Here is a 25,390-nt window from a genome sequence, read left to right as displayed (position 1 = left end):
ATCGCTGGGTCCTTGGCACAGATCCGGGCCAGCATAGCCGGCCCGCGCGCCGGGGACGAGAGGGGCGCCCGGACCGCAGCGGCAACCGCCGATTTCCCGCCCGGACCTTGATTCCCGGGGCGGGGGCGCGTAACTCAGACCATCCGCCCCCAAGCCCCCTTGGGACACCATCTGCCCGTGGAGAGACTGCCATGTCCTGGACCGACGACCGCGTCGAGACACTGAAACGCCTGTGGGCCGAAGGCCAGTCGGCCAGCCAGATCGCCAAGGAACTGGGCGGCGTCACCCGCAACGCGGTCATCGGCAAGGTCCACCGCCTGGGCCTGTCGAACCGCACCGAGGGCGAAGAGCCCGCCAAGCCCGCAGCCGCGGCCCCTGCAGCCGCCGCCGCGCCTGCCGCCGACCCTGCACCCGCACCGCAGCCCGCCCCCCGCGCCGCCGCGCCGCGCGCCGAAGCCCCGGCCCGCGCCGAGCCCGCCGCGGAAAAACCCGCCGAGCCGCGCGCAGAGCCGCGCCCCGAGCCCCCCGCCGCCGAGGCGCGCCCCGCGGCCGAAACCCCCGAGCCCGCCCCCGCGCCGCAGCCGGTGTTCACCCCGCGCCGCCCGATCGTGCCCGCCGGCCAGCCGCTGCCGCCGCAGCCCTCGGCCAACGAGATCTCGCCCGAGGCGCTGGCCTCGGTGCGCGAGGTCGAAAAGACCTCGCTGAAACTGTCGCTGATGGAGCTGACCGAGCGCACCTGCAAATGGCCGATCGGCGACCCCGCGACCGACAAGTTCTGGTTCTGCGGCCTGCCCAGCCAGCCCGGCAAACCCTATTGCGAAGCCCATGTCGGCGTCGCCTTCCAGCCGATGAGCGCGAGGCGCGACCGCCGGCGCTGAACTGTGGGGCGCTGGCCGGAACTGTACGCCGGACTGGTCTGCGCCGTGCTGTTCGTGGCGTGGCGATACTGCTATCCGCACAGCAATCCGCTGCTCCAGGCGGCGGCATGGGTGGTGCCGGTCATAGCGCTGCTGTTGGTCGGGGCCGGGATCTTGCTGCGCCGGGTCCGGCTGACTCAGGCCGTGCGCGAGGGGATATTCCTGCCGGAATCGCGCTGGAAGCATCGGTTCAGCGAGCACCTGACCGGCGCAATCCTCGCCGCGACAGAAGGCACCGCCATCACTCTGGGCATGTGTCATTTCGCGCTTCACGCAAGCGACCCCGAGCTGCTGTTGGCCGCTGCCATTGGGATCTGCACCTTGGCCGCCATCGCGCGGATGCGCCGCATCATGGCGGCAGAACTGCGGCCAGAATTCGCCATCGCGGCCAGCGCCTGGATCTCGGCGGGGATCGCGCTGCTCTTCTGCCTGCCGCATTTCTGGATGCAGCAGAACATCCTGCCGCCGCCCGCCTATCTGGAGGCCGGCAGCTTCATGGCGGTGATGAACGCGTCTCTGGCCGAACTGCCCGCCCGTCGCGACGGCATCATCGAGGCCCTCAGCGCCATGCAATTGCTGGAAGCCGCGATCCAATGGATGCTCAAAGGGATGAACGGGATCTGGGGCGTCTCGGTGCTGCTGTTTATCTATAACTCTGCCATCTGTCTTGCCGTTGGGCGATTTTTTGCCGATGTTGCCACGACATTCCATATGGTTAGGTTGTATCGATGAAACCTCCCCGCCAGCTTGAACAAGCAGGATATCCCCAGTCACAGCAAGTAGGACATCCCCAGTCACAGACCGTGAGCAGTCCCGCCCCCGATGCTTCACCCAGACCCCAGGCAACTCCCGCGCCCCGGCACGGTATCGGCTTTTATTTCTGGAGCACCATCTTCGCCCTGATTGTCCTGACCGCCGCGCTGGTCGTTCTGGCCCTGCTGCGGCCGGTCCCGGAACATACGGCTTCCGATCTCACCCCGCCCCCGCAGATCAGCATCACGCAAGAGCAACTGGAGCAGATCGAGATCCACGCGCGACTGGCGGGATATCAGGCGGTCGAGGCGAATCTGGATGGCGCGCTGGATGCGATGTTTGAGCCCGTCCATGCCAGCATCCCGGCCTATGTCGATTTCCATTATTCGGTCTGGGGCCAATATGCCGAACTTCTGACGGCGGCGGCTGAAACGACCGGGCTTGTGGAAGATGTCGGCAGCCTGATGCGCCAGCATCTGTTCGACGGCTTCGAAGACCGGCACACTGAACAGATGGGCCATCTGGAGCAGGTCTATAAACAGGCTGTCACGGACCGTTTGGCGCAAGAGGGCAAGCGACTGGCCGATGATGCCGGACAGCCGCTGCCCGAGGCGGCGCAATTGGCCCTCAGGGACGCGCAGCAGCGCATGATCGTGACCGCGCCTGCCGTTGTTACGGGCTCGGCCGCTGCGACGGTGACCGTGGTCGCCATCATCAAGCCCATTGCCAAGAAGGTGGTCACCGCGACCGCGACCAAGGCGGCGGCCAAGGGCATCGGCAAAATGGGCGGCATCGGGGGCACGACACTGGCCGGGGCAAGCCTAGGCAGCTTCCTTGGCCCCGTCGGGACGGTGGTCGGTGGCGTTGGCGGTGCGGTCGTCGGTTGGCTGGTCGTTGATTATGCGGTGGTGTCGCTGGACGAATATTTCAACCGCGATGACTTCGAGGCTGAGTTGCGCAAGGCCATCGTCGAGCAGAAATCCGTGATGCGGCAACAGATCCTTAACAGCTACGCGGCATCGGCGGGTTAAGAAGGCCGCCCGTGGGGCCGCCGCTATGCGCGGCCCCACACAATCCGTTGGGTGCGACCGGTCAGCGCCACCCCCTCGCCCCCCCCGGTCGGGGGCAAAACAGATCACCGCCTGCACCAGGATGATGGCGGTGCCCAGCTCCATCATCTCTTCGGCGCGGCCCCAGCGCCTCGCCCAGTTCCGTGCCCAGCGTGATCCCCAGAACTCCAGCTTGCGGCCCAGTTCGTCGATGGTCTTGGTAACGACCAGCACCGCCACCGCAGCCCCCGCCAGCTAGGCGCGGCCCGGTGGCGCAGCCCCTACCACCAGCGCGGCAGGCTGATGCGCACCAGCAGGATCACCTACAGGCCCAGCAGCTTTTCCCAGACCGACGACGGCCCGGAATACAGCCGCAGTTGCAGGATGCCCTCGGACAGGAACCGCTTGTCGAAATCCAGTTCCCGCAGCGACATCATCACCAGCAGCGCCAGCACATGCCATTGCTGCCAGCCCCGGTCATCGGCGCGCAGCACGATCCAAGCCGCCGCCACCGCCCTTCCCCTGCGCGGCGCATGGGGGTAAGAGCCGGTCATCCAAAGGACGACACCATGCCCAAGACGCGCACGCGCCATCTCATCACCTCGGCCCTGCCGTATATCAACGGCATCAAGCACCTGGGGAACCTTGTCGGCAGCCAGCTGCCCGCGGATCTGTTCGCCCGCTATCAGCGCGGCCGCGGCAACGAGGTCATGTTCGTCTGCGCCACCGACGAGCACGGCACCCCGGCCGAGCTGGCCGCCGCCAAGGCCGGGCAGAAGGTCGCGGATTTCTGCGCCCGGATGCACGACACCCAGGCCGACATCGCGCGCCGCTTCGGGCTCAGCTTCGATCACTTCGGGCGCTCCTCCAGCCCGCAGAACCACCGGCTGACCCAGCATTTCGCCGGCAGGCTGGCCGAGAACGGGCTGATCGCCGAGGTCAGCGAGCGCCAGGTCTATTCGCTGGCCGACGGCCGCTTCCTGCCCGACCGCTATATCGAGGGCACCTGCCCCAACTGCGGCTATGACAAGGCCCGCGGCGACCAGTGCGAGAACTGCACCAAGCAGCTGGACCCGACCGACCTGATCAACCCGCGCAGCGCCATTTCCGGCTCGACCGACCTCGAGGTGCGCGAGACCAAGCATCTGTTCCTGCGCCAGTCCGCCATGCGCGGGAAACTGTCGGAATGGATCGACAGCAAGACCGACTGGCCGGTGCTGACCACCTCGATCGCCCGCAAATGGCTGAACGACGGCGACGGGCTGCAGGACCGCGGCATCACCCGCGACCTCGACTGGGGCATCCCGGTGAAAAAAGGCGACCAGCCCTGGCCGGGGATGGAGGGCAAGGTCTTCTACGTCTGGTTCGACGCCCCCATCGAATATATCGCCGCCACCGCCGAATGGGCCGAGGCCCGGGGCCAGCCCGAGGCCTGGCGCCGCTGGTGGCGCCTGGACGAGGGCGCGGGCGACGTGCGCTACACCCAGTTCATGGGCAAGGACAACGTGCCCTTCCACACCCTGTCCTTCCCGGCCACGATCATCGGCTCGGGCGAGCCGTGGAAGCTGGTCGACTACATCAAGTCCTTCAACTACCTGACCTATGACGGCGGGCAGTTCTCGACCTCGCAGGGGCGCGGGGTGTTCCAGGATCAGGCGCTCGAGGTGCTGCCGGCGGATTACTGGCGCTGGTGGCTGCTCAGCCACGCCCCCGAGGGGTCGGACGCCGAGTTCACCTGGGAAAACTTCCAGACCTCGGTGAACAAGGACCTCGCCGACGTGCTGGGCAATTTCGTCAGCCGAATCACCAAATTCTGCCGCAGCAAGTTCGGCGAGACCGTCCCCGCAGGCGGCGACTACGGCCCCGAGGAAGCGGCGCTGATCACGGCGCTGACCACCCGCATCCGCGCCTATGAGGGCTTCATGGAGGCGATGGAGGTCCGCAAATCCGCCAATGAGCTGCGCGCGATCTGGGTGCTGGGCAACGAATACCTGCAATCCGCCGCGCCCTGGGCGACCTTCAAGACCGACCCCGAGCGCGCGGCGATGCAGGTGCGGCTGGGGCTGAACCTGATCCGGCTCTACGCGGTGCTCTCGGCCCCGTTCATCCCGTTTGCCGCCGATTCCATGCTGCAGGCGATGCGCAGCGACGACCGCAGCTGGCCCGACGACGTGGCCGCCGCGCTGGCGGCCCTGCCCCCCGGCCACGGTTTCGACACCCCCGAGGTGCTGTTCGCCAAGATCAGCGACGACAGCCGCGAGGAATGGCAGGAACGGTTCAAGGGCACCCGGGACTGACCCCCGCGCCCACCCGCGGCGGGGTGTTCATCTTGCCGCGAATATCCCGGGGCTTCCGAGCGCCCGGAACAGGAGGCGGATCAGAAACAGCCCCCGAGGCTGTTTTCCTGCCGGATGGTCCGGGCGACTGCTTTCAGCGAGGGAGGCCGCGGCAACGGCTGCCGGGCAGACCGTCTCCGGCTCCGGCCGCCGTCCGGGCCGTCGGCTTGCCGAGAAGCCGTCGGCGCAGCCAGCAACGGAGTTGACGCGCCCTGCATCCGCATCGCCCCGGGCCGGGGCCCTTGCCGCGGGTGCGGACACCAGACGCCCCCCGCAGTCCCGGCCACCGTCCCCCAGCTGCCGAAGCCCAAGCGGAGACCGGCCCTGCCCCGCGGCCCCCGGGGCAAAGCCCAGACCCGCCCCCACTGCGACCCTTTGCGCGCCATCCCAAAACCTCGCCGCCTGTAACATTCCGGCCACAGCCCCGCCACCGGGTCCCCGGGCACGCTTGACCCCGGGGACCGCTTGGGGGAACCGGGCCTGGCACCCAGGTAACGGCGTTTCCCTCCGCGCTCCCGGCCCAGGCAACCTTCCGCTTTCAGTTTCGAGGTCCTGATGCCGTCCCCTCCTGTCCTTCCGTCCCTGCCCTGCGGCAGCCGCAGCCGCCTGCGCGCGGCGCTGCTGTCGCTGACCGCCCTGTCCTCGCCGGCGCTGGTGCTGGCGCAGGAAACGCCTGACCAGATCGTGCTGGATCCGATCTATGTCACCTCGGCGTCGTCCATCGCCACCTCGGTGCAGGACGCGCCCGCCTCCATTACCGTCATCGACCAAAGCGAGATCCTCGCCAGCGGCGGGCGCAGCCTCAACGACGTGCTGCGCCGGGTGCCCGGGCTGAACCTGACCCGCAGCAACGACGGCAACTCGCAGGTCTCGTTCCGCGGGCTGTCGTCCAGCCGGACGCTGACGCTGGTCGACGGCAAGCGGATCAGCAGCCGCAACACCTTTGCCCGCCACTATCAGGGCGATCTCCAGAACGTGCCGCTGGACGCGATCGAGCGGATCGAGGTCGTGCGCGGCCCGATGTCGACACTGTACGGCTCGGACGCGATGGGCGGCGTCATCAACATCATCACCAAGAAGAACACCGAGGTCTGGTCGGGCTCGCTGACCACCGAGTTCGGCTTTGCCGACGAAAGCACCACCGCCGACAACCGCTCGATCTCGGCCTATGTGTCGGGGCCGCTGGGTGAGAACCTCAGCATGTCGGCCTGGGGCAAGATCGCGGAAACCGAGGCGCCGGACGAACCCTACGCCTATTCGACCGCCACCCCGCCCGCGCCGCTTTTCTCGACCAACGGCATCCGCACCAAGGCGCTGGGCGCAAGGCTCAGCTGGACGCCGCTGGACGGGCAGGAATGGGGGCTCGAGGCGCAGACCTCGGTCGACAACTATCTTGACGATCTCGGCGGCCCCGATTCCAACGAGGTCACCAAGAACAGCATCGCGCTGAACCACGACTGGACGCTCGGCACCGGCTCGGTGAGCAGCTATCTTCGCTACGAGACCTCCGAGAACCAGAGCTGGAACACCACCACCTCGGGGTGGAACGACCCGATCGAATACGACACGCTGACGCTGGAAAGCCGCTATACCTCGCAGACCAGCATCGGCGGCCGGACGCTGGACTATACGCTTGGCGGGCTGGTGGCGCATGAAAAGCTGAGCGACCCTCAGACCACCGCCGACGCGCTGATCGAGGGTTCGGTCGATACCGCCGCAATCTACGCCGAAGGCCGCTATCAGGCGACCGAGGCGCTGAGCCTGACCAGCGGCCTGCGCGTGGACCATCACGAACGTTTCGGCACCCATGTCACGCCGCGGATCTATGCCAACTACGATTTCGGCAACGGGCTGATGCTGAAGGCCGGCTATTCGCAGGCCTTCGTGGCGCCGGACCTGCGCAACCTGAACCCGAATTACCAGATGGGCTCTCGCGGCAACGGCTGCAAACCCTATCGCGGCCCCTGCACGATCATCGGCAACCCCGATCTTCAGCCGGAAACCTCGGACAACTTCGAGATCGGGCTGAACTACCAGGGCGAGCGCACCAGCTGGGAGGTCACCGCCTTCTACAACGATGTCGAGAACATGATCAGCGCCCGCCGCACGGACGAGGTGGCCGAAAACGGCAACCCGATCTTCGTGCGCGACAACTTCGATTATGGCAAGACCGCCGGCGTCGAGTTCGGGCTGGACTATCAGCTGAGCGACGACCTGACCTGGGTGACCTCGGGCACCTATATCGCCAAGTCCGAGTTCAAGTATGGCGACTTCGACACTGCCTATCCGATGGCGACGACGCCGAAATGGAACGTCACCACCGGGCTCGACTGGCAGACCAACGACCGGCTGAAGCTGTCGGGCGACGTGACCTATGTCGGCAAGCAGGCCGGCTATGTGGTCGCGGACGGGCTGGTGGTCGGCGAGGGCGAGCAGGCATCCGTGCCCGCAGGCCAGAACAGCAAGGCCTATTTCCTGGTCAATGTCGCGGCCGCCTATGACCTGACCGACAGCGCGACGCTGAACTTCGGCATCGACAACCTGTTCGACGATCAGCCCGAATCCGACGTCGACTATCGCGAGGACGGGCGCGTGTTCACCCTGGGCGTCACCACCCGGTTCTGATTCGTCACCCTGCGCAATATTCCGAAGGGCCGCCGACTGGCGGCCCTTTCCCGTTGCAGCGGGGTGGAACCCCGGCGCCTTGCATCGCATGATGCGGCAGGTCCTGAGCGGGGGAACAGATGACCCATTGCATCCTGATCGGCGCGCCGGTGGACAGCGGCCAGCAGCGGCCCGGCTGTCTGATGGGGCCGGCGGCCTATCGCGTGGCGCGGATCGCCGAGGTTCTGGCGGCGCTTGGCCATACGGTCGAGGACCGGGGCGACGTGGTGCCGGGTCCTTTGGGTCGGGAAAGCTGCCCGAACCCGACCGTGCATTCCCTGCCCGAGACGCTGGCCTGGACCCGGGCGCTGGCCGACGCCTCGGGGCGCGCGATGGCGGAGGGGCTGCCGATCTTTCTGGGCGGCGATCACTCGCTGTCGCTCGGCAGCATCCACGGGGTCGCGGCCCATGCGGCGGCCGTGGGGCGGCCGCTTTTCGTGCTGTGGCTGGACGCGCATTCCGACATCCACAGCCTCAGCTCGACCGAAAGCGGCAATCTGCACGGCACGCCCCTGGCCTATCTGGCCGGGCGCCCGGGGTTCGAGCCGTTTCCGCCCTTTCCCGCCCCGGTGCCCGAGGCAAACATCTGCCTGTTCGGCATCCGCAGCGTCGATCCGGCGGAACATGCGGCGCTGGAACGCTCGGACATCACCGTCAACGACATGCGGGTGCTGGACGAACGGGGCTTCGCCGCCCCGATGCGCGAGTTCCTTGACCGGGTGCAGGCCGCGGGGGGGATGCTGCATGTCAGCCTGGACGTGGATTTCCTCGACCCTTCGGTGGCGCCGGCGGTGGGGACCACCGTGCCCGGCGGCGCGACCTTCCGCGAGGCGCATCTGGTCTGTGAGCTGATCCACGAAAGCGGGCTGATGTGTTCGCTGGACCTGGTCGAGCTGAACCCGTTCCTGGACGAACGCGGACGCACGGCGCGGATGATGGTCGATCTGGTCGGCAGCCTGATGGGGCGCAAGGTCTTCGACCGGCCGACCCGGGCGGGATAGGGGGCGGGACAAGGGGGGCTGCGCGCCCCCCGCCCTTCGGGCTCCCCCGCGGGATATTTTCGTGATGAAGAAACCCGTGAAATTGCGGCGGTTGGGGGCTTGACCCCGCCCGGCGCTGGCGGTGAAGTGCCGCGATCATGTGCAAGCCTCTGCCGACCGCCCCGAAGTTCCGTTCCGTTCCGGCGCCCGCGCGCGCCAGACGCCGACGACGGCATCCGGCGCCGCCAGATACCGGAACAGACAGGACGTTGAAAGATGCCGAGTTTTCTAGACATTCACACCACGCCGCGTGACGAGCTGCGCGCGATCATCGACAATGCGCGCGCGATGAAAGAGGCGCGCAACGGCTGCCCGCGCGGCACCCCGGACGCGGAACAGCCGTTGGCGAACCGCATGGTGGCGCTGATCTTCGAAAAACCCTCGACCCGGACCCGGGTCAGCTTCGACCTGGGCGTGCGGCAGATGGGCGGGCAGACCATGGTGCTGTCGGGCCAGGAAATGCAGCTGGGCCATGGCGAGACCATCGCCGACACCGCAAGGGTGCTGTCGCGCTATGTCGACATGATCATGATCCGCACCTTCGAGGAAGCGACCCTGCAGGAGATGGCGGAATACGCCAGCGTGCCGGTGATCAACGGGCTGACCAACCGCACTCACCCCTGCCAGATCATGGCCGACGTGCTGACCTATGAGGAGCACCGCGGCCCCATCGGCGGGCGCAAGGTGGTGTGGTCGGGCGACGGCAACAACGTCTGCGCCAGCCTGATCCAGGCGGCCGGGCAGTTCGGCTTCGACTTCACCTTTACCGGGCCGAAGCCGCTGGACCCCGAGGCCGAATGGCTGGAGTTCGCCCGCGCGCAGGGTGTGCAGGCGCTGGTCGAGCGTGACCCGGCAAAGGCGGTCGAGGGCGCCGATCTGGTGGTCACCGACACCTGGGTGTCGATGCACGACCCGCAATCGGCCAAGGAACGCCGCCACAACCAGCTGCGCGCCTATCAGGTCAATGCGGCGCTGATGGCGCGGGCCAAGCCGGATGCGCTGTTCATGCACTGTCTGCCCGCGCATCGCGAGGACGAGGTGACATCCGAGGTGATGGACGGCCCGCATTCCGTGGTCTGGGACGAGGCCGAGAACCGCCTGCACGCGCAAAAGGCGGTGATGCGCTGGTGTCTGGGGGTCTGATCAGCGCGCCAGCGCCCAGACCTTGCGCATCAGACCCGGCAGCGTTGCCGGGTCGAAATCCCGCCGCGGCAGCAGCAGCCCGCGGCTGACCCCCTGCGGCGGGCCGGCAAGCACGGTCAGATGCAGCTCGAAATGGGTGAAGATGTGGCGGACCTCGCCCAGCTCCTGCCACGGGCCGGCGGCGGGGGCGGGGTGCTCTGATCCGTCCCAGCCGGTCGAGGGGAAGGCCAGTGTGCCGCCCAGCAGCCCTTTGGCGGGACGGCGTTCCACCAGCACATGATCGCGGTCCAACACCAGCCAGGCGGTGCCGAGGCGCAGCGGCCGCGGCGGTTTCGGGGATTTGCGCGGCAACTCGGCGGCAAGGCCGAGCGCGCGGGCTTGGCACAGGTCGTTCAGCGGGCAGAGCGCGCAGGCGGGGTTGCGCGGGGTGCAGATGGTAGCGCCAAGGTCCATCATCGCCTGCGCGAAATCGCCGGGGCGGCGGCCGGGGGTCAGGGTCGCGGCCAGCGCCACCAGCTGCGGCTTGGCCGCGGGCATCGGGGTCTCGACCGCGAACAGCCGCGCCACCACCCGTTCCACGTTGCCGTCGACCACGGTTTCGGCGCGGTCAAAGGCGATGGCGGCGATCGCGGCCGAGGTATAGGGGCCGATCCCCGGCAGCTGCGCCAGCGCCTGCCGTGTGTCAGGAAACCCGCCCATCGCCGCCACCTGCCGCGCGCAGGCCAGCAGGTTGCGGGCGCGGGCATAGTAGCCCAGCCCCGCCCATTCCCCCATCACCTGCGTATCCTCGGCCGCGGCCAGCGCCTGCACATCGGGCCAGAGCGTGGTGAACCGCTCGAAATATGCGCGCACCGCGGCGACGGTGGTCTGTTGCAGCATCACCTCGGACAGCCAGACGCGATAGGGGTCCATCGGTGCGGTCCCCGGCGGCGCGCGCCACGGCAGCACGCGGGCGTGGCGGTCGTACCAGCCCAGCAGGCGCGGCGCGACAACGGCGGAATCCGGCCCGCCCGGCTGTCCATCACGCGCGGTTTCACGCAAGTTTGCCCGGTTGTTCATCGCGCCGGTCTGGCATCCCCGGCGCGTCCGGTCCAGAGTAAGCCGATCACGAACTGCAAGGCCGATGACCGACACGCCCACGCCCCCCTCGCCGCCCAAGAGCCGCAGGCGCAAGCCCGCGGCGGCCGAGGATGCGCCGCCGCGCCGCAGGATGCGCGGGTTCGAGCCGGCGGCGACGCTGATCGCGCCGCAGCTGCGCCGCAGCGCCGAATCGCGCGGCTTTGCGGTGGCGCGGCTGCTGACCGACTGGCCGGAAATCGTCGGCGCGCAGACCGCCGCCCACACCCGCCCGGTCAAGGTCAGCCACAGCCGCACCCAGGGGCTGGGCGCCACCCTGACCATCCTGACCGACGGCGCCCACGCGCCCCTGGTGCAGATGGAGCTGCCGCGCATCCGCGAGCGGGTGAACGCGGTCTACGGCTTCAACGCCATCGCCCGCGTCACCATCACCCAGACCGCCGCGCAGGGGTTCGCCGAGGGGCAGGCCGAGTTCCTGCACCGCCCCCCTGCCCCCTGTGCCGCCCCCCTGCCGCCCGAGGCTGCAGCCGCGGCCGAGGCGGTCGCGGCGCGGTTCGACGACCCGAAACTTGCCGACTCGATGCGGCGGCTGGCCCTTGCCCGTGCGGCGCGGGCGGCCCGGCGCTGACGGGCGGCATTCCCGAAAAACCCAACGAAAGGCCAGACATGACCCTGATCCGCCGCCTCGCCCCGGCCGCAGCCCTTGCGGCGCTTGCCACCGCGTTCCACCTGCCCGCCACGGCGCAGACCGCCGCCCCCGAGCCGGCCCCGGCCGCCACCGCCGAGGCCGCCGCCCCGCAGATCCTGCCCGACCTGTGGCTGGGGGCCGCGGACGCGCCGGTCGATTTCATCGAATACGCCAGCTTCACCTGTTCGCATTGCGCCGATTTCAGCACCGAGGTGTTCCCCAAGCTCAAGGCGGAATACATCGACACCGGCAAGATCCGCTTTGCGCAGCGCGACGTGTATTTCGACGACGTGGGGCTGTGGGCCGGGATCCTCGCCCGCTGCGGCGACGAGTCCAGGTTCTACCCGGTCGCCGGGATGCTGTTCGAAAGCCAGCGCGAATGGCTGTCGGCCAAGAACGGCGAAGAGCTGGCCGCCAACCTGCGCAAGATCGGCGCCAAGGCCGGCTATTCGGCCGAGCAGATGGACGCCTGCTGGCAGGACGAGGCCAAGGTGCAAAGCCTGGTCGCGACCTTCCAGCAGAACGCGGTCGCCGACCAGATCGAGGGCACGCCCACCTTCATCATCGACGGCGAGAAGGTGTCCAACCTGCCGTGGGAGCAGCTCAAGGCCAAGCTGGACGAGAAACTGGCCGCGGCGCAGTAAACCGCACCGGATGGGCCGCCCGCAGGGGCGGCCCTTTGCGTCAGAACAGCCGGTCCAGCGCGGCGTCCAGCGGCGCGGGATCCTCCAGCCGCAGACGCACCGGCAGGGTCAACACCTTGGGGCGGAAACTGCGCGGCAGCCTTGCTGCGTCCTTTTCGGTGGTGACCAGCTGCGCCCCCAGCAGCCGCGCCTCGGTTTCCAGCCGCGTCAGCATCTGGCGGGAAAACGGCTGGTGGTCGGCCAGCGCCTCCGCCCGCACCACCTGCGCGCCCAGAGCCCGCAGCGTGGCAAAGAACTTCTGCGGATGGCCGATCCCGGCGAAGGCCAGCGCCCGCAGCCCCTGCCAGTCCATCCCGGTCTGCAGCGGTTGCAGCTCGCCGGTCAGCCGCGGCACCGGCAGCGCCGGCCAGCGGGCAGAAAACGCCGCCTGCGCATCAGGGGCGCCGATGGTCAGCACCATGTCGGCGCGGGCCAGCCCCCGGGCCACCGGCTCGCGCAACGGCCCGGCCGGGATGCACAGCCCGTTGCCCCAGCCGCGCGCCGCATCCGCCACCACCAGCGCCAGGTCATGCGCCAGCGCCGGGTCCTGGAACCCGTCGTCCAGCAGGATCGCCCCCGCCCCCGCCGCCACCGCGGCAAGCGCGCCGGCCACCCGGTCGCGCGCCACCACCACCGGCGCGAAGGCCGACAGCAGCAGCGGCTCGTCCCCCACCTGCGCGGCGGAATGGCTGCGTTCGTCCACCAGCGTCGGGCCGGTCTCGGTGCCGCCATGGCCGCGGCTGACCACATGCGCGGCGATGCCGCGGGCCGCAAGACGCTCGATCAGCGCGATCACCGTCGGGGTCTTGCCGGTGCCGCCGGCGTCGAGATTGCCGACGCAGATCACCGGCACCCCCACCCTGGCGCGGCCGCCCCGCGCCAGCCGCCGCGCGGTCGCGGCAGCATAAAGCGCACCCAGCGGTTGCAGGGCGCGGGCGGCCAGCCCGGGTGGGCGGTTCCAGAAACCGGGGGCGGTGAGGGCGAGGGGCATCAGCAGCTCTCCTGCAGGTCCGACAGCACGGCTTCGGCGATGCGGCGGGTGATTTCGGCGCCCTCGGTCGCGACCTCCCAGGCGGCGCGGGCCAGGCGGGCGGCGGTGTCGGGCTCGGCCAGTTCCTCGATCACCCGCGGCAGCGCCAGCGGGCCGTGGATCTGGCGGGCGCCGCCGGCGCGGTCCAGCGCCTGCCAATGCGCGGCGTGCTCGCCCATGACCGGGCCGTGGACGATGGCGGTGCCCAGCCCCGCGGGCTCGAACGGGTGGCGAGGCGCGGGGTCGGCGCCGCGGATCAGCGTGCCGCCGGCATAGGTGACCGCCGCCAGCCGATACCACAGCCCCAGTTCCGAGCTGTCCTCGGCCAGCAGCACCTGCACCTCGGGGCCGGGGTCGGCATCCTCGATGCGGGCGACGCTCAGGCCGCGCTCGGCCAGCGCCGCGGCGATGGCGTCGGCGTCGCCAGCACGGGCGGGGGCGATGATCAGCAGCGCGCGGTGCCGGGCCGACAGCAGCCCTTCGTGGGCGGCCATCACCGCGGTCAGCTCGCGCAGCGGCAGCGCCGCCGCCAGCCACACCGGGCGGTCGCGCAAATGCGGGCGCAGCGCCGCCAGCTCGCGCGGGTTGCAGGGCAGCGGCGGCAGGATCGGCAGCGCGGTGCCGATGATCTCCACCCGCAGCGGCGCGATGCCTTCGCGCAGCGCCGCCTCGCGCGCAGGCGCGTCGGGGACCAGCACCCGGCTGAGCCGCGCCAGCGGCCCGCGCCTGCCGCCGCGCCAGACCCGCCGCGCCGCCGCCGCGGCCAGGCCGCTGGCGTCGGTAACCAGCGTCACCGGCACCGCGGCCTCTTCGCAGGCCGCGACCAGCGCCGCCGGCAGCGCGTCGTTGCTCAGCAGCACCGCCCCGGGCGAGGTCAGCTCCAGCAGCCGCCGCGCGGCCTGCGGGTCGCCGGGCGGCTCTGGCAGCACCATGGGCACGGCGCGCGCCCCCCGCTCGACCGCGACCTGCCCCAGGGCGCCGACCCGCAGCGGCGGGCACAGGCGGCGCAGCGCAGTGGCGACCGCGCCGGTCTCGAGCCCGCACAGCAGCACCAGCGGCCCGTCGCCGGGCGGAATCACCGGCTCGGCCGCGGCCACATCGCTGCGCGGCACCCGTTTCTGCAACCATTGGGCGAGTTCACCGAAGCCGGGCATGGTGCATTCCGCAGGACGGGGACGGCGGCGCGCCCTGATGGCGGGAACAGCGTGAAAGGCGGAATGGCATGAGAGCGGCCCGGCTGGTGTCGCCCCGGGATAGCCTGCCGCGGCCGGGGAACCAAGGGCCGCGGCGTGCAGCGGTTTGGGATACGAGGCATTTGTATCGAATGCCGCGGGTCCCGCGGTTGCGGCGGCGCCGGGACCTCGGGCATGAATCGCAGCATGGCGAGAGCGGCCGGAACCGATTTCGCATCGCGTGTGGTGGGCGTGGGGTTGCCGGGGACACGCGGCGGCGAAGGGTTCCGGGTGTCATGCCGGAGCCCTTCGCCTGCAAGCCCGCGGCCGCGGGACGGCGCGACCCCGGCAGGTCTGCCGCAGGGAGGTTCGTGGGGGGCATCGCCGGACCGGGGCTCTGCCCCGGCCCCCGGGATAGGTCCGCAAGGAAGAAGGACGGGTTGAAGGCGCGCCTGGCGCGGCCTAGAGCAGGCGCGACATCGACAAGGGGGCGCGCATGAACATCCTGATCCTCGGCGGCGGCGGGCGCGAACACGCGCTGGCCTGGGCGATACGGCAGAACCCGAAATGCGACCGGCTGATCGTGGCCCCCGGCAACGCCGGGATCGCCGGGATCGCCCGCTGCGCCGAGCTGGCGATCACCGACGGCGCGGCGGTGGTGGGTTTTTGCGAGGAGAACGCCATCGACCTGGTGGTGATCGGCCCCGAGGCGCCGCTGGCCGCCGGCGTCGCCGATGCGCTGCGCGCGGCCGGGATCCTGGCCTTTGGCCCCTCGGCGGCGGCGGCGCAGCTCGAGGCGTCGAAAAGCTTCACCAAGGAAATCTGCGACGCCTGCGGCGCCCCCACCGCCGCCTGGGCCCGCTTTACCGACGCCGCCGCCGCGCGCGACCATATCGCCCGGGTCGGCGCGCCGATCGTGGTCAAGGCCGACGGGCTCGCCGCCGGCAAGGGCGTCACCGTCGCCATGACCGAGGCCGAGGCCGTCGCCGCCGTCGATGCGGCCTTTGGCGGCGCCTTTGGCGAGGCGGGCGCCGAGGTGGTGATCGAGGAGTTCATGGCCGGCGAAGAGGCCAGTTTCTTCGTGCTGGTCGACGGCACCAACTGCCTGCCCATCGGCACCGCCCAGGACCACAAGCGCGTCGGCGAAGGCGACAGCGGCCCCAACACCGGCGGCATGGGCGCCTATTCCCCCGCCCCGGTGCTGACCGCGGCGATCCAGGCGCAGGTGATGGCCGAGATCGTCGCGCCCACCGTCGCCGAGATGGCCCGCCGCGGCACGCCGTTCCAAGGCGTGCTCTATGCCGGGCTGATGATCGCGGACGGCCGGGCGCGGCTGGTCGAATACAACGCCCGCTTCGGCGACCCCGAGGCGCAGGTGCTGATGATGCGGCTGGGCGCGCAGGCGCTGGACCTGATCCAGGCCTGCGCCGAAGGGCGGCTGGACAGCGTGACCGCCAACTGGGCCGAGGATCACGCCCTGACCGTGGTGTTGGCCGCCAACGGCTATCCGGGCGATTACGAAAAGGGCACGGCGATCCGCCTGCCCGAGCTGACCGAAAGCTCGTCGCGGATGATCTTCCACGCCGGCACCGCCCTGCGCGACGGGCAGCTGGTCGCCACCGGCGGGCGGGTGCTGAACGCCACCGGCCGCGGCGCCACCTTGGCCGAGGCCCGCGACGCCGCCTATGCGCTGGCCGACGCGGTGGACTGGCCCGGCGGCTTCTACCGCCGCGACATCGGCTGGCGCGCGCTCTGAACGGACAGGTGCATGACAGACAGGTGCGTGGGGACCACGCACCCTACAGCTTGAAGAACCGTAGGGTGCGTGGTCCCCACGCACCATTTATCAACCCGCTATAAATTGCGTGCCCGCCGCGCCCGCTCTTTCATCTTGCCATGAATATCCCGCGGGCTTCCGAGCGCCCGGGAAACGGTCCATTTTCAGCGAGGAAGGCCACGGCAGTGGCCCGCGGGGGGCACGAGGCCCCCGTTGCGGCGCCGAAACCCGCGCGCTCAGGCCGCCGAATACATCCCCTCGTAGATCGGCAGCAGCGTCTCCAGCTCGAACAGCGACGACACCGAGGTGCCGTTCCAGGTCGACATGATCGCCTGCGCGAACAGCGGCGCGGTGGGGACGATGCGGATGTTGCGGGCGTTCTTGACCGGCTCGGGCTGGCTGATCGAATCGGTGACGACCAGCGATTTCATCACCGATTTCTCGATCCGCTCGACCGCGGGGCCGGACAGCACCCCGTGGGTGATATAGGCATGGACCTCGGTCGCGCCGTGGTCGGCCAGCAATTGCGCGGCCTTGACCAGCGTTCCGGCGGTGTCGCAGATGTCGTCGACGATGATGCAGGTCTTGCCGGCAACATCGCCGATCACGGTCATCTCGGCAATTTCGCCGGCCTTTTCGCGGCGCTTGTCCACGATCGCCATCGGCGCGTCGATCCTTGCCGCGATCTCGCGCGCCCGCGCCACGCCGCCCACGTCCGGGGACACGATCATCAGCTCGTCCATGCGGCCCTTGAAGTTGTGCATGATGTCCAGCGAAAAGATCGGCGCCGCATAGAGGTTGTCCACCGGGATGTCGAAGAACCCCTGGATCTGGGTGGCGTGCAGGTCCAGCGTCAGCACCCGGTCCACGCCGGCCTGCGTCAGCAGGTTGGCCACCAGCTTGGCCGAGATCGGCGTGCGCGCCTTGGCCCGGCGGTCCTGCCGCGCATAGCCGAAATAGGGGATCACCGCGGTGATGCGATTGGCCGAGCTGCGCCGCAGCGCGTCGGTCATGATCAGCAGCTCCATCAGGTTGTCGTTGGCCGGGTTCGAGGTCGGCTGGATGATGTACATGTCCTCGCCGCGGACGTTGTCATAGACCTCGACGAAGATTTCCTGGTCGTTGAACCGCTCGACCCGCGCATCCACCAGCCCGACGTTCATGCCGCGGTGCATCGACATCCGCCGCGCGATGGCGGTGGCCAGCGGGCGATTGGCGTTCCCGGCGATCAGCTTGGGTTCGGTCATGGCGGGCATCGGCATCCTCGGCGGCTTTCTGGGGGTGAAGCACCCGGCGACTCGCCGGATTGCGCCCCGCTTACCACCGCGATAGCGTCCGGGCAAACCGGCGAAAGGGGAAACTGGCCATGGCCGCGATCGACTATTACCTCAGCCCCATCAGCCCCTGGGCGTATCTGGCCGGCGACCGGCTGGAACGGATTGCGCAGGCGCACGGGGCAAGCGTCACCTATCGCCCGCTCGACATCATGGCGCTGTTCGACCGCACCGGCGGCACCCGCCCGGAATCGCGCCACCCCGCGCGGCTGGCCTATCGCGCGCAGGAGCTGCCCCGCTGGGCCGAGCATCTGGGGATGCCCCTGCGCATGGACGTGACGGTCACCAACCCGGCGCCGGCCTCCTATGCGATCATCGCCGCGCAGGCCGAGGCGCAGCCCGGCGGCGATGTGGGCGCGCTGGTGCGCGGGCTGCTGGCGGCGCGGTTCGTGGACGGGCGCGACATCGCCGAGGATGCGGTGATCCGCGAGGTGCTGGCGGCCACCGGCTTCGACCCCGCACTTGCCGATCGCGGGCTGTTCGTCGGCGCCGAGACCTATGGGCGCAACCTGGAACGCGCGGTCGAGGCCGGGGTGTTCGGCGTGCCCTTCTACCACGTGCTCGACAGCGACCAGCGGTTCTGGGGACAGGACCGGCTGGAGTTCCTCGACCGCCATCTCGGCACGCTGTGAGCCCCGTGCATCTGCGGCACTGGCCGGGCGATCCCGCGCGCCCGGCACTGGCGATCCATTGCATGATGGGCAGCAGCCGCGCCTTCGACCCGGTGGCGGCGCGGCTGGGGGGACGGGTGGCGCTGCACGGATTCGACCTGCCCTCGCACGGACGCAGCGCGAAGTGGCGCCCCGAGGCGGGCGAGGATTACCACAGCACCGTCACCCGCATCGCGCGGGGGCTGATCCGCGACATCGCCGGCGACGGGCCGCTGGACCTGATCGGCCATTCCATCGGCGCCACCGTGGCGCTGCGCATGGCGGTGGATACGCCCGCGCTGGTGCGCTCGCTGACGCTGATCGAGCCGGTGCTGTTCGCGGCCTCGGACAGCGGCCACGCGCTGGACGGGCAGCTGGCCGAACTGGCGGCCGAGGGGCGGATGGAACAGGCGACGCGGCTGTTCATGGATATGTGGGGCGGCCCCGGCGGCTTCGACGCCCTGCCCCCTGCCACCCGGCAGGCCGCCGTCGCGCAGATGCCGCTGATCCTGGAAACCGGCCCGGCGATGTCGGGCGACTGCCACCACATCCTGCGCCCGGGCGGGCTCGAGGGCACCCTTGCGCCGGTGATGCTGATCGCAGGCGCCGACAGCCCGCCGGTGATCGCCGAGATCGCCGAGACCCTGGCGGCGCGGCTGGCCGACGTCGGCCGCGCCAGCGTGCCGGGCGCCGGGCATATGCTGCCGATGACCCACCCCGAACAGGTTGCCGGGCTGATCGCGGTGAACCTTGACCGGTCGTGACGCGGGCTGGCTGAGCGGGGCATAGGGGGCCGCCCGGCTGGCAGCCGGGCCGAGGGCAGGGAGTTTCATTCCAGCACGACGTCCCCTCGTGCCCGGCGCCGCCGTTCGCCAGCCGGCCTTCCACCGGGGCGATCCATGTGTCCACGCTTGGCAACAGGGCACCTCCCGCCCCGCGGACTGCGGTTATCGCAAGCACTGGCGCGGAAACGAAAAAACCCCTCCCGGCGTCCGGCCGGGAGGGGTTGGTTCGTCAGATCACCCGATCCGCTGACAGAGGATCAGTCGGGAAACGTCGCCTGGTTGGGGTCCAGCCCGATATGGGTGCCAAGCGCCTCCATGTCGCCAAGCAGCTTGGCGGCGGCGGCGACGACCTCGTCGCCCAGCGATTCGCGGCGGGTCTCGGCGGTCTGGTGCGCGCGGCGGGCCTCGCGCATCATCTCGTTATAGACCTCCTGCGTGATCTCGGCGCGCGGGTGCCCGCGCTCGGCCAGCAGGCTGACGGATTCGCCGTTGATCTCGGCAAAGCCGCCGGTCACCGCGAATTCGGTCGCATTGCCCTGCGCGTCCACCACCGTGACCAGACCCGGCCGCAGCGTGACGATGGTCGCGGCATGGCCGGGCATGGCGGTCATGTCGCCGTCGGTGCCCGGCAGGCGCACCTCGCGCACCGGGACGGAGACGAGGCTCCGTTCCGGCGAGACGAGGTCGAACTGCATCGTGTCGGCCATGTCGCCCCCTTATGCCGCGTCAGCGGCGAGGCGCTGCGCCTTGGCTTTCACTTCCTCGATGCCGCCGACCATGTAGAAGGCCGCTTCCGGCAGGTGGTCGTATTCGCCGGCCACCACCGCCTTGAACGAGGCGATCGTGTCCTCCAGCGGCACCTGCACCCCGTCCGAGCCGGTGAAGACCTTGGCCACGTCGAACGGCTGCGACAGGAAGCGCTGGATCTTGCGGGCGCGGGCCACGGTCAGCTTGTCCTCTTCCGACAGCTCGTCCATACCGAGAATGGCGATGATGTCCTGCAGCGACTTGTATTTCTGCAGGATCCCCTGGACGTCGCGGGCCACCTGATAGTGCTCTTCGCCGACCACGGCCGGGTCGAGGATCCGGCTGTTGGAATCGAGCGGGTCCACGGCCGGGTAGATGCCCAGTTCCGAGATCGCGCGCGACAGCACGGTGGTGGCGTCGAGGTGGGCAAAGGTCGTCGCCGGCGCCGGGTCGGTAAGGTCGTCGGCCGGAACATAGACGGCCTGGATCGAGGTGATCGAGCCCGATTTGGTCGAGGTGATGCGTTCCTGCATCGCGCCCATGTCGGTGGCCAGCGTCGGCTGGTAGCCCACGGCAGAGGGGATGCGGCCCAGCAGCGCCGACACCTCGGAACCCGCCTGGGTAAAGCGGAAGATGTTGTCGACGAAGAACAGCACGTCGGTGCCGGTGGCGTCGCGGAACTGTTCCGCCAGCGTCAGCCCGGTCAGCGCCACCCGCATCCGCGCCCCGGGGGGCTCGTTCATCTGGCCATAGACCAGCGCCACCTGCGATTCCGCCAGGTTGTCCGGCTTGATGACGCCCGATTCCACCATCTCGTGGTACAGGTCGTTGCCCTCGCGGGTCCGCTCACCCACACCGGCGAACACGGAATAGCCCGAGTGCACCTTGGCGATGTTGTTGATCAGCTCCATGATCAGAACGGTCTTGCCGACGCCGGCGCCGCCGAACAGCCCGATCTTGCCGCCCTTGGAATAGGGGGCCAGCAGGTCGATGACCTTGATGCCGGTGACCAGGATTTCCGAGCTGGTGGCCTGCTGCGCGAACTCGGGCGCGGGCTGGTGGATGGCGCGGGTTTCCGTCGCCTCGACCGGGCCGCGGTCGTCCACCGGCTCGCCCACGACGTTGAGGATGCGGCCCAGCGTCGCCTCGCCCACCGGGACCGAGATCGGCCCGCCCAAGTCGGTGACGGCGGCGCCGCGGACCAGACCTTCGGTCGCGTCCATGGCGATGGCGCGGACGGTGTTCTCGCCCAGGTGCTGGGCCACTTCCAGCACCAGTTTCTTGCCGTTGTTCTCGGTTTCCAGCGCGTTCAGGATCGCCGGCAGATGGTCGTCGAACTGCACGTCGACGACGGCGCCGATGACCTGAGTAATCTTGCCAGTAGCTGCCATTATCTACCCCTGCGTTACGGTCAGAGCGCCTCGGCGCCCGAAATGATTTCAATGAGTTCCTTGGTGATCGCGGCCTGACGCGAGCGGTTGTAGACCGTCGTCAGCCTGTCGATCATGTCGCCCGCGTTGCGGGTGGCGTTGTCCATGGCGGTCATCCGCGCACCCTGTTCCGAGGCGGCGTTTTCCAGCAGCGCCGCGAACACCTGGGTGGTGATCGAGCGCGGCAGCAGCTCGGACAGGATCGCCTCTTCGCCGGGTTCATAGTCGTAGAGCGACGACACCTCGGTCGCCTCGCCCTCGATCACGGCCGGGATGATCTGGCGTGCGGTCGGCACCTGGCTGATCACCGATTCGAAGCGGCTGTAGAACAGCGTTGCCACGTCGAAATCGCCCGCGTCGAAGCGGTCGAGGATATCTTGCGCGATCTCGCGGGCGTTTTCATAGCCCACGCGCTTGACCTCGGACATGTCGACATGATGGACGAAGCGCTTGCCCATGTCGCGGCGCAGCTGTTCGCGGGCCTTCTTGCCGACGGTGACGATCGCCACCTCCTTGCCCTGGGCCAGCAGCGCCTCGGCATGGCTCCGGGCCAGCTTGACGATCGAGCTGTTGAACCCGCCGGCAAGCCCGCGTTCCGAGGTCAGCACCACCAGCAGGTGGCGCTGGTCGGCGCCGGTGCCGGCCAGCAGCCGCGGCGCGCTTTCCGACCCGGCGGTGGCGGCGGTCAGCCCCGCCATCACCACGGCCATGCGTTCGGCATAGGGGCGCGCGGCCTCCGCCGCCTCTTGCGCGCGGCGCAATTTGGCGGCGGCGACCATCTGCATCGCCTTGGTGATCTTCCGCGTGTTCTTGACGCTTCCGATCCGGTTCTTGAGATCCTTGAGGCTGGGCATCTATCCCTCCTCTCAGGCGTAGGTCTTGGCGTAGGCGTCCAGAACCTTCTTCAGCCGGTCCTCGGCCTCGCCCTTGATCTTCGGGTCCTCGCGGGTCAGCCAGTCCAGGACATCGGCGTGCTGGTTGCGCAGATAGGCCAGCAGCCCCTGTTCCCACTTGCCGGCCTCGGCCAGCGGCAGGTTGTCCAGATAGCCGTGGGTGCCGGCATAGATCACCGCCACGATTTCCGCGTTGGTCAGCGGCGAATACTGCGGCTGCTTCATCAGCTCGGTCAGGCGGGCGCCGCGGTTCAGCAGCTTCTGCGTGGCGGCGTCGAGGTCCGAGCCGAACTGCGCGAAGGCCGCCATCTCGCGGTATTGCGCCAGTTCCAGCTTGACCGGGCCGGCGACCGATTTCATCGCGTTGGTCTGCGCGGCCGAACCCACCCGGCTGACCGACAGACCGGTGTTCACGGCCGGGCGGATGCCCTGGAAGAACAGGTCGGTTTCCAGGAAGATCTGGCCGTCGGTGATCGAGATCACGTTGGTCGGGATATAGGCCGACACGTCGCCCGCCTGGGTCTCGATGATCGGCAGCGCGGTCAGCGAGCCGGCGCCGTTGTCCTCGTTCAGCTTGGCCGAACGCTCGAGCAGGCGGCTGTGCAGGTAGAACACGTCGCCCGGATAGGCCTCGCGCCCCGGCGGGCGGCGCAGCAGCAGCGACATCTGGCGGTAGGCCACGGCCTGTTTCGACAGGTCGTCATAGATGATCAGCGCATCCATGCCGTTGTCGCGATAGTATTCGGCCATCGCGGTGGCGGCATAGGGGGCCAGGTACTGCATCGGCGCCGGCTCGGATGCCGTCGCGGCGATGATGGTGGTATAGGCCATGGCGCCGGTTTCTTCCAGCTTCTTGACCAGCTGGGCCACGGTCGAACGCTTCTGGCCGATGGCGACGTAGAAGCAGTGCAGCGTCTTCATCCCGTCGGCTTCGCGGCCGTTGTAGTTCTTCTGGTTGAGGATGGTGTCCATCGCGATGGCGGTCTTGCCGGTCTGGCGGTCGCCGATGATCAGCTCGCGCTGGCCGCGGCCGATCGGGATCATCGCGTCGACGGACTTGAGCCCGGTCGCCATCGGCTCGTGCACCGACTTGCGCGGCATGATGCCGGGGGCCTTGACGTCGGCCACGCGGCGCTCGGTCGCCTCGATCGGGCCCTTGCCGTCGATGGGGTTGCCCAGGGCGTCCACGACGCGGCCCAGCAGCGCCGGGCCCACCGGCACGTCCACGATCGAACGGGTGCGCTTGACGGTGTCGCCTTCCTTGATCGAGCGGTCGTCGCCGAAGATCACGATGCCCACGTTGTCGGTTTCCAGGTTCAGCACCATGCCGCGGATGCCGCCGGGGAACTCGACCATCTCGCCGGCCTGCACCTTGTCCAGACCATGGACGCGCGCGATCCCGTCACCGACCGACAGCACCTGGCCGATCTCGGCCACTTCGGCGTCCTGACCGAAATTCTTGATCTGATCCTTGAGGATCGCCGAAATCTCGGCAGCCTGGATTCCCATTATCCGACCTCTTTCATGGCATTCTGGAGAGAAGCGAGCTTCGAGCGGATCGAGCTGTCGATCATCTGCGAGCCCAGCTTGACGATCATTCCGCCGATGAGGCTTTCATCGACGCTGGTGTTCAGTTTCACGGTCTTGCCGGATTTGGCGGCAAGCGTCTCGGTCAGCCGCTTCTGCTGCTCGGCCGACAGCGCGGCGGCGCTGACCACCTCGGCGGTGACCTCGCCGCGCGCCTCGGCGATCAGCTCGCCCAGCCGGGCGACCAGCTGCGGCAGGGTGAACAGGCGGCGGTTCTGCGCCATCAGCCGCAGGGTGTTCGACAGCGTCGCCGACAGCCCCATTTTGGCGGCAATGGCGGCGATCGCGGTTTCCTGCTGCTCGCGCGAATACAGCGGCGAGGTGATCAGCGTGCGCAGATCGGCGCTGCCCGACAGGGCCGTGCGCAGGTCGTCCAGTTGCGCGGCAAGCTGGTCCAGCCCGCCCTGTTCCTTCACCAGGTCGAACACGGCCTGCGCATAACGCCCGGCGATATTTGCGGAAATCGAAGCGGTATTGGCCACGGACACCCCTTTGGTTTGCGCGTAGCCCCGCGGGCGGGCTGCCAGTGGCGGCGGCCGGTCGCGAGGTGCTGACAACGGCAGGGCGGCCTGTGGACGGCGCACCCCTCAAGATGCGGCGTCTCTAACAGCAGATCACGGGACCGCGCAACCATGCGAAGGTTGGATTCAGCAGCATCGTGGCCGGAAACGCGCATATCCGGCCCGGCAGCCGCGCAACCTCCAAGGGTGCAGCGCTAACAGTCCGCCCGCAAGGCCCCGGCGGGCAGCCTGCCGCCACGGCATCGCCCCGTCCTTGCGCCCTGCCCCGGCCCCCGGCGGCGCCGAATCGTTTCCCGCGGCGGGGTTGGCCGGTTCAGTCGTCGCGGCGCAGGCTGGGGCCGCCCGAGCGGCTCGGCTCGGCCGAGGGGCGCGGGCGGCGGATCCCGTCCAGCAGCTCGAGCGGGCTGGGGATGACCACCCGCTGCGCCGGCCCCACCGGCGCCGGGGCCTGCTTGGAGAACTCGGCCACCACCACCCCCGCGATCAGCACCGAGGCGATGCGCGTGCCGGTGCGTTCCCACAGCTGCGCGGTCTTGAGCCAGAAGCGCCGGTCCGAGGGCGGGATATAGACCGCCGCCCCCGCGGTTTCCGGCACGAAGCCGGCGGCGCGGGCCTGGGCTTCCAGCTGGCCGCGGGTATAGCTGCGCCCGATGCCGAACGGCGTGGTGTCAGTCTGCGCCCACAGCCCGGCGCGGTTCGGGACCATCACCACCATCCGCCCCCCCGGCCCCAGCACCCGCGCGCATTCCGTCAGCAGCCCGGCGGCGTGGTCGGCGGTCTCCAGCGCGTGCAGCACCAGCAGCCGGTCGACGCTGCCGGTCTCCAGCGGCCAGGCGTCCTCGTCCGCCAGCACGCTGTGGTTGGGCAGCCCGGCGGGCCAGGCCATCACCCCCTGCTGCCCCGGCATCAACGCCATCACCCGCCGCGAGCGTGCCAGATAGGGCCGCAGCAGCGGCGCCGCGAACCCGTAGCCCGCCACCGTCATGCCCGTGGCCCGCGAAGGCGGCCACAGCGCCGTCAGCCGTTCGCGCAGGATACGCTGCACCACCCGGCCCAGCGGCCGGTCGTAATAGAAACTGCGCAGCGCGGCGACATCGTGGTGCATGGCGACAAC

Annotated in this window: 23 protein-coding genes; 12 read left to right on the top strand and 11 right to left on the bottom strand. The window is 69.5% G+C overall.

The features are described from left to right. Nucleotides 1-191: 191 nt before the first annotated feature. From RSP45_RS01780 to RSP45_RS01770, 3 genes are all read left to right on the top strand, one after another. On the top strand, nt 192-878 hold the full coding sequence (locus RSP45_RS01780) for a GcrA family cell cycle regulator (RefSeq protein WP_415392990.1): 687 nt from the start codon (nt 192-194) through the stop codon (nt 876-878). Between the two features lie 45 nt (nt 879-923). Further along, nucleotides 924-1,649 (top strand): hypothetical protein, encoded by a 726-nt coding sequence (locus tag RSP45_RS01775; protein WP_415392989.1) that lies wholly within the window; start codon nt 924-926, stop codon nt 1,647-1,649. A gap of 71 nt (nt 1,650-1,720) precedes the next feature. After that, nucleotides 1,721-2,701 (top strand): hypothetical protein, encoded by a 981-nt coding sequence (locus tag RSP45_RS01770; protein ID WP_415392988.1) that lies wholly within the window; start codon nt 1,721-1,723, stop codon nt 2,699-2,701. Between the two features lie 341 nt (nt 2,702-3,042). Here RSP45_RS01770 and RSP45_RS01765 read toward each other — a convergent pair whose 3' ends face one another. After that, complete coding sequence (locus RSP45_RS01765) at nt 3,043-3,273, bottom strand: hypothetical protein (protein WP_415392987.1); 231 nt, start codon at nt 3,271-3,273, stop codon at nt 3,043-3,045. A 15-nt stretch (nt 3,274-3,288) separates the two neighbouring features. Between RSP45_RS01765 and metG the strand changes: the two genes are divergently transcribed. From metG to argF, 4 genes are all read left to right on the top strand, one after another. After that, nucleotides 3,289-5,016: a methionine--tRNA ligase gene (gene metG / locus RSP45_RS01760; protein WP_415392986.1), complete on the top strand. Its 1,728-nt coding sequence runs from the start codon at nt 3,289-3,291 to the stop codon at nt 5,014-5,016. A 594-nt stretch (nt 5,017-5,610) separates the two neighbouring features. Further along, complete coding sequence (locus RSP45_RS01755) at nt 5,611-7,680, top strand: TonB-dependent receptor domain-containing protein (RefSeq protein ID WP_415392985.1); 2,070 nt, start codon at nt 5,611-5,613, stop codon at nt 7,678-7,680. A 119-nt stretch (nt 7,681-7,799) separates the two neighbouring features. After that, nucleotides 7,800-8,720 carry an arginase gene (rocF, locus tag RSP45_RS01750; RefSeq protein ID WP_415392984.1) on the top strand — a complete coding sequence of 307 codons (921 nt, stop codon included), beginning with the start codon at nt 7,800-7,802 and terminating at the stop codon, nt 8,718-8,720. 255 nt (nt 8,721-8,975) lie between these two features. Next, nucleotides 8,976-9,902 (top strand): ornithine carbamoyltransferase, encoded by a 927-nt coding sequence (gene argF, locus RSP45_RS01745; RefSeq protein ID WP_415392983.1) that lies wholly within the window; start codon nt 8,976-8,978, stop codon nt 9,900-9,902. Here the strand turns inward: argF and RSP45_RS01740 are convergent, their stop codons facing one another. Continuing rightward, a complete protein-coding gene (locus RSP45_RS01740; protein WP_415392982.1) occupies nt 9,903-10,961 on the bottom strand; it encodes an A/G-specific adenine glycosylase in 1,059 nt (352 codons plus the stop codon). A 64-nt stretch (nt 10,962-11,025) separates the two neighbouring features. On the opposite strand from RSP45_RS01740, the gene RSP45_RS01735 reads away from it, so the two are divergent. Next, nucleotides 11,026-11,607: a DUF721 domain-containing protein gene (locus tag RSP45_RS01735; RefSeq protein WP_415392981.1), complete on the top strand. Its 582-nt coding sequence runs from the start codon at nt 11,026-11,028 to the stop codon at nt 11,605-11,607. Between the two features lie 38 nt (nt 11,608-11,645). Continuing rightward, nucleotides 11,646-12,311 (top strand): DsbA family protein, encoded by a 666-nt coding sequence (locus RSP45_RS01730; protein WP_415392980.1) that lies wholly within the window; start codon nt 11,646-11,648, stop codon nt 12,309-12,311. Between the two features lie 40 nt (nt 12,312-12,351). On the opposite strand, the gene lpxK is transcribed toward RSP45_RS01730, so the two are convergent. Together lpxK and RSP45_RS01720 are read right to left on the bottom strand one after the other, a co-directional pair. Next, entirely contained in the window at nt 12,352-13,341 is a 990-nt protein-coding gene (gene lpxK, locus RSP45_RS01725) for a tetraacyldisaccharide 4'-kinase (RefSeq protein ID WP_415392979.1), read from the bottom strand. Further along, nucleotides 13,341-14,534 (bottom strand): 3-deoxy-D-manno-octulosonic acid transferase, encoded by a 1,194-nt coding sequence (locus RSP45_RS01720; protein WP_415392978.1) that lies wholly within the window; start codon nt 14,532-14,534, stop codon nt 13,341-13,343. Before RSP45_RS01720 ends, lpxK begins: the two co-directional genes overlap by 1 nt. 514 nt (nt 14,535-15,048) lie before the next feature. On the opposite strand from RSP45_RS01720, the gene purD reads away from it, so the two are divergent. Beyond that, nucleotides 15,049-16,308 carry a phosphoribosylamine--glycine ligase gene (purD, locus tag RSP45_RS01715; protein WP_415392977.1) on the top strand — a complete coding sequence of 420 codons (1,260 nt, stop codon included), beginning with the start codon at nt 15,049-15,051 and terminating at the stop codon, nt 16,306-16,308. A 257-nt stretch (nt 16,309-16,565) separates the two neighbouring features. Here the strand turns inward: purD and RSP45_RS01710 are convergent, their stop codons facing one another. Beyond that, nucleotides 16,566-17,585 (bottom strand): ribose-phosphate pyrophosphokinase, encoded by a 1,020-nt coding sequence (locus tag RSP45_RS01710; protein ID WP_415392976.1) that lies wholly within the window; start codon nt 17,583-17,585, stop codon nt 16,566-16,568. 110 nt (nt 17,586-17,695) lie between these two features. Between RSP45_RS01710 and RSP45_RS01705 the strand changes: the two genes are divergently transcribed. Beyond that, a complete protein-coding gene (locus tag RSP45_RS01705) occupies nt 17,696-18,295 on the top strand; it encodes a 2-hydroxychromene-2-carboxylate isomerase (RefSeq protein ID WP_415392975.1) in 600 nt (199 codons plus the stop codon). Beyond that, nucleotides 18,292-19,077, top strand: a complete 786-nt coding sequence (locus RSP45_RS01700; RefSeq protein WP_415392974.1) for an alpha/beta fold hydrolase — start codon at nt 18,292-18,294, stop codon at nt 19,075-19,077. Before RSP45_RS01705 ends, RSP45_RS01700 begins: the two co-directional genes overlap by 4 nt. Before the next feature lie 278 nt (nt 19,078-19,355). Here RSP45_RS01700 and RSP45_RS01695 read toward each other — a convergent pair whose 3' ends face one another. The 6 genes from RSP45_RS01695 to RSP45_RS01670 all read right to left on the bottom strand — a co-directional run bounded on the left by RSP45_RS01695 (nt 19,356) and on the right by RSP45_RS01670 (nt 25,381). Continuing rightward, nucleotides 19,356-19,805: a F0F1 ATP synthase subunit epsilon gene (locus RSP45_RS01695; protein ID WP_073065691.1), complete on the bottom strand. Its 450-nt coding sequence runs from the start codon at nt 19,803-19,805 to the stop codon at nt 19,356-19,358. Between the two features lie 9 nt (nt 19,806-19,814). Beyond that, nucleotides 19,815-21,236, bottom strand: a complete 1,422-nt coding sequence (gene atpD / locus RSP45_RS01690; protein ID WP_073065687.1) for a F0F1 ATP synthase subunit beta — start codon at nt 21,234-21,236, stop codon at nt 19,815-19,817. Nucleotides 21,237-21,256: 20 nt separating this feature from the next. Next, entirely contained in the window at nt 21,257-22,129 is an 873-nt protein-coding gene (locus RSP45_RS01685) for a F0F1 ATP synthase subunit gamma (protein ID WP_415392973.1), read from the bottom strand. Between the two features lie 12 nt (nt 22,130-22,141). After that, complete coding sequence (gene atpA, locus RSP45_RS01680) at nt 22,142-23,677, bottom strand: F0F1 ATP synthase subunit alpha (protein WP_073065681.1); 1,536 nt, start codon at nt 23,675-23,677, stop codon at nt 22,142-22,144. Then, nucleotides 23,677-24,237 (bottom strand): F0F1 ATP synthase subunit delta, encoded by a 561-nt coding sequence (locus RSP45_RS01675; protein ID WP_073066136.1) that lies wholly within the window; start codon nt 24,235-24,237, stop codon nt 23,677-23,679. The genes atpA and RSP45_RS01675 overlap by 1 nt, the downstream gene beginning before the upstream one ends. A 352-nt stretch (nt 24,238-24,589) precedes the next feature. Further along, on the bottom strand, nt 24,590-25,381 hold the full coding sequence (locus tag RSP45_RS01670; RefSeq protein ID WP_415392972.1) for a class I SAM-dependent methyltransferase: 792 nt from the start codon (nt 25,379-25,381) through the stop codon (nt 24,590-24,592). Nucleotides 25,382-25,390 lie beyond the last annotated feature (9 nt).

Source organism: Paracoccus sp. SJTW-4 (assembly GCF_047716885.1).
In the GTDB taxonomy this organism is placed as follows: Bacteria; Pseudomonadota; Alphaproteobacteria; order Rhodobacterales; family Rhodobacteraceae; genus Paracoccus; species Paracoccus solventivorans.
This window is presented reverse-complemented; position numbering and strand designations above follow the sequence as displayed.

What these genes read in the sequence shown, in the direction of transcription:
- RSP45_RS01740 (WP_415392982.1), bottom strand. Translation starts at nt 10,961, where the DNA reads ATGAACAACCGGGCAAACTTGCGTGAAACCGCGCGTGATGGACAGCCG.
- RSP45_RS01710 (WP_415392976.1), bottom strand. Translation starts at nt 17,585, where the DNA reads ATGCCCGCCATGACCGAACCCAAGCTGATCGCCGGGAACGCCAATCGC.
- argF (WP_415392983.1), top strand. Translation starts at nt 8,976, where the DNA reads ATGCCGAGTTTTCTAGACATTCACACCACGCCGCGTGACGAGCTGCGC.
- atpA (WP_073065681.1), bottom strand. Translation starts at nt 23,677, where the DNA reads ATGGGAATCCAGGCTGCCGAGATTTCGGCGATCCTCAAGGATCAGATC.
- RSP45_RS01670 (WP_415392972.1), bottom strand. Translation starts at nt 25,381, where the DNA reads ATGCACCACGATGTCGCCGCGCTGCGCAGTTTCTATTACGACCGGCCG.
- purD (WP_415392977.1), top strand. Translation starts at nt 15,049, where the DNA reads ATGAACATCCTGATCCTCGGCGGCGGCGGGCGCGAACACGCGCTGGCC.
- metG (WP_415392986.1), top strand. Translation starts at nt 3,289, where the DNA reads ATGCCCAAGACGCGCACGCGCCATCTCATCACCTCGGCCCTGCCGTAT.
- RSP45_RS01705 (WP_415392975.1), top strand. Translation starts at nt 17,696, where the DNA reads ATGGCCGCGATCGACTATTACCTCAGCCCCATCAGCCCCTGGGCGTAT.
- RSP45_RS01780 (WP_415392990.1), top strand. Translation starts at nt 192, where the DNA reads ATGTCCTGGACCGACGACCGCGTCGAGACACTGAAACGCCTGTGGGCC.
- RSP45_RS01765 (WP_415392987.1), bottom strand. Translation starts at nt 3,273, where the DNA reads ATGACCGGCTCTTACCCCCATGCGCCGCGCAGGGGAAGGGCGGTGGCG.
- atpD (WP_073065687.1), bottom strand. Translation starts at nt 21,236, where the DNA reads ATGGCAGCTACTGGCAAGATTACTCAGGTCATCGGCGCCGTCGTCGAC.
- RSP45_RS01720 (WP_415392978.1), bottom strand. Translation starts at nt 14,534, where the DNA reads ATGCCCGGCTTCGGTGAACTCGCCCAATGGTTGCAGAAACGGGTGCCG.
- RSP45_RS01735 (WP_415392981.1), top strand. Translation starts at nt 11,026, where the DNA reads ATGACCGACACGCCCACGCCCCCCTCGCCGCCCAAGAGCCGCAGGCGC.
- rocF (WP_415392984.1), top strand. Translation starts at nt 7,800, where the DNA reads ATGACCCATTGCATCCTGATCGGCGCGCCGGTGGACAGCGGCCAGCAG.
- RSP45_RS01695 (WP_073065691.1), bottom strand. Translation starts at nt 19,805, where the DNA reads ATGGCCGACACGATGCAGTTCGACCTCGTCTCGCCGGAACGGAGCCTC.
- lpxK (WP_415392979.1), bottom strand. Translation starts at nt 13,341, where the DNA reads ATGCCCCTCGCCCTCACCGCCCCCGGTTTCTGGAACCGCCCACCCGGG.
- RSP45_RS01755 (WP_415392985.1), top strand. Translation starts at nt 5,611, where the DNA reads ATGCCGTCCCCTCCTGTCCTTCCGTCCCTGCCCTGCGGCAGCCGCAGC.
- RSP45_RS01685 (WP_415392973.1), bottom strand. Translation starts at nt 22,129, where the DNA reads ATGCCCAGCCTCAAGGATCTCAAGAACCGGATCGGAAGCGTCAAGAAC.
- RSP45_RS01730 (WP_415392980.1), top strand. Translation starts at nt 11,646, where the DNA reads ATGACCCTGATCCGCCGCCTCGCCCCGGCCGCAGCCCTTGCGGCGCTT.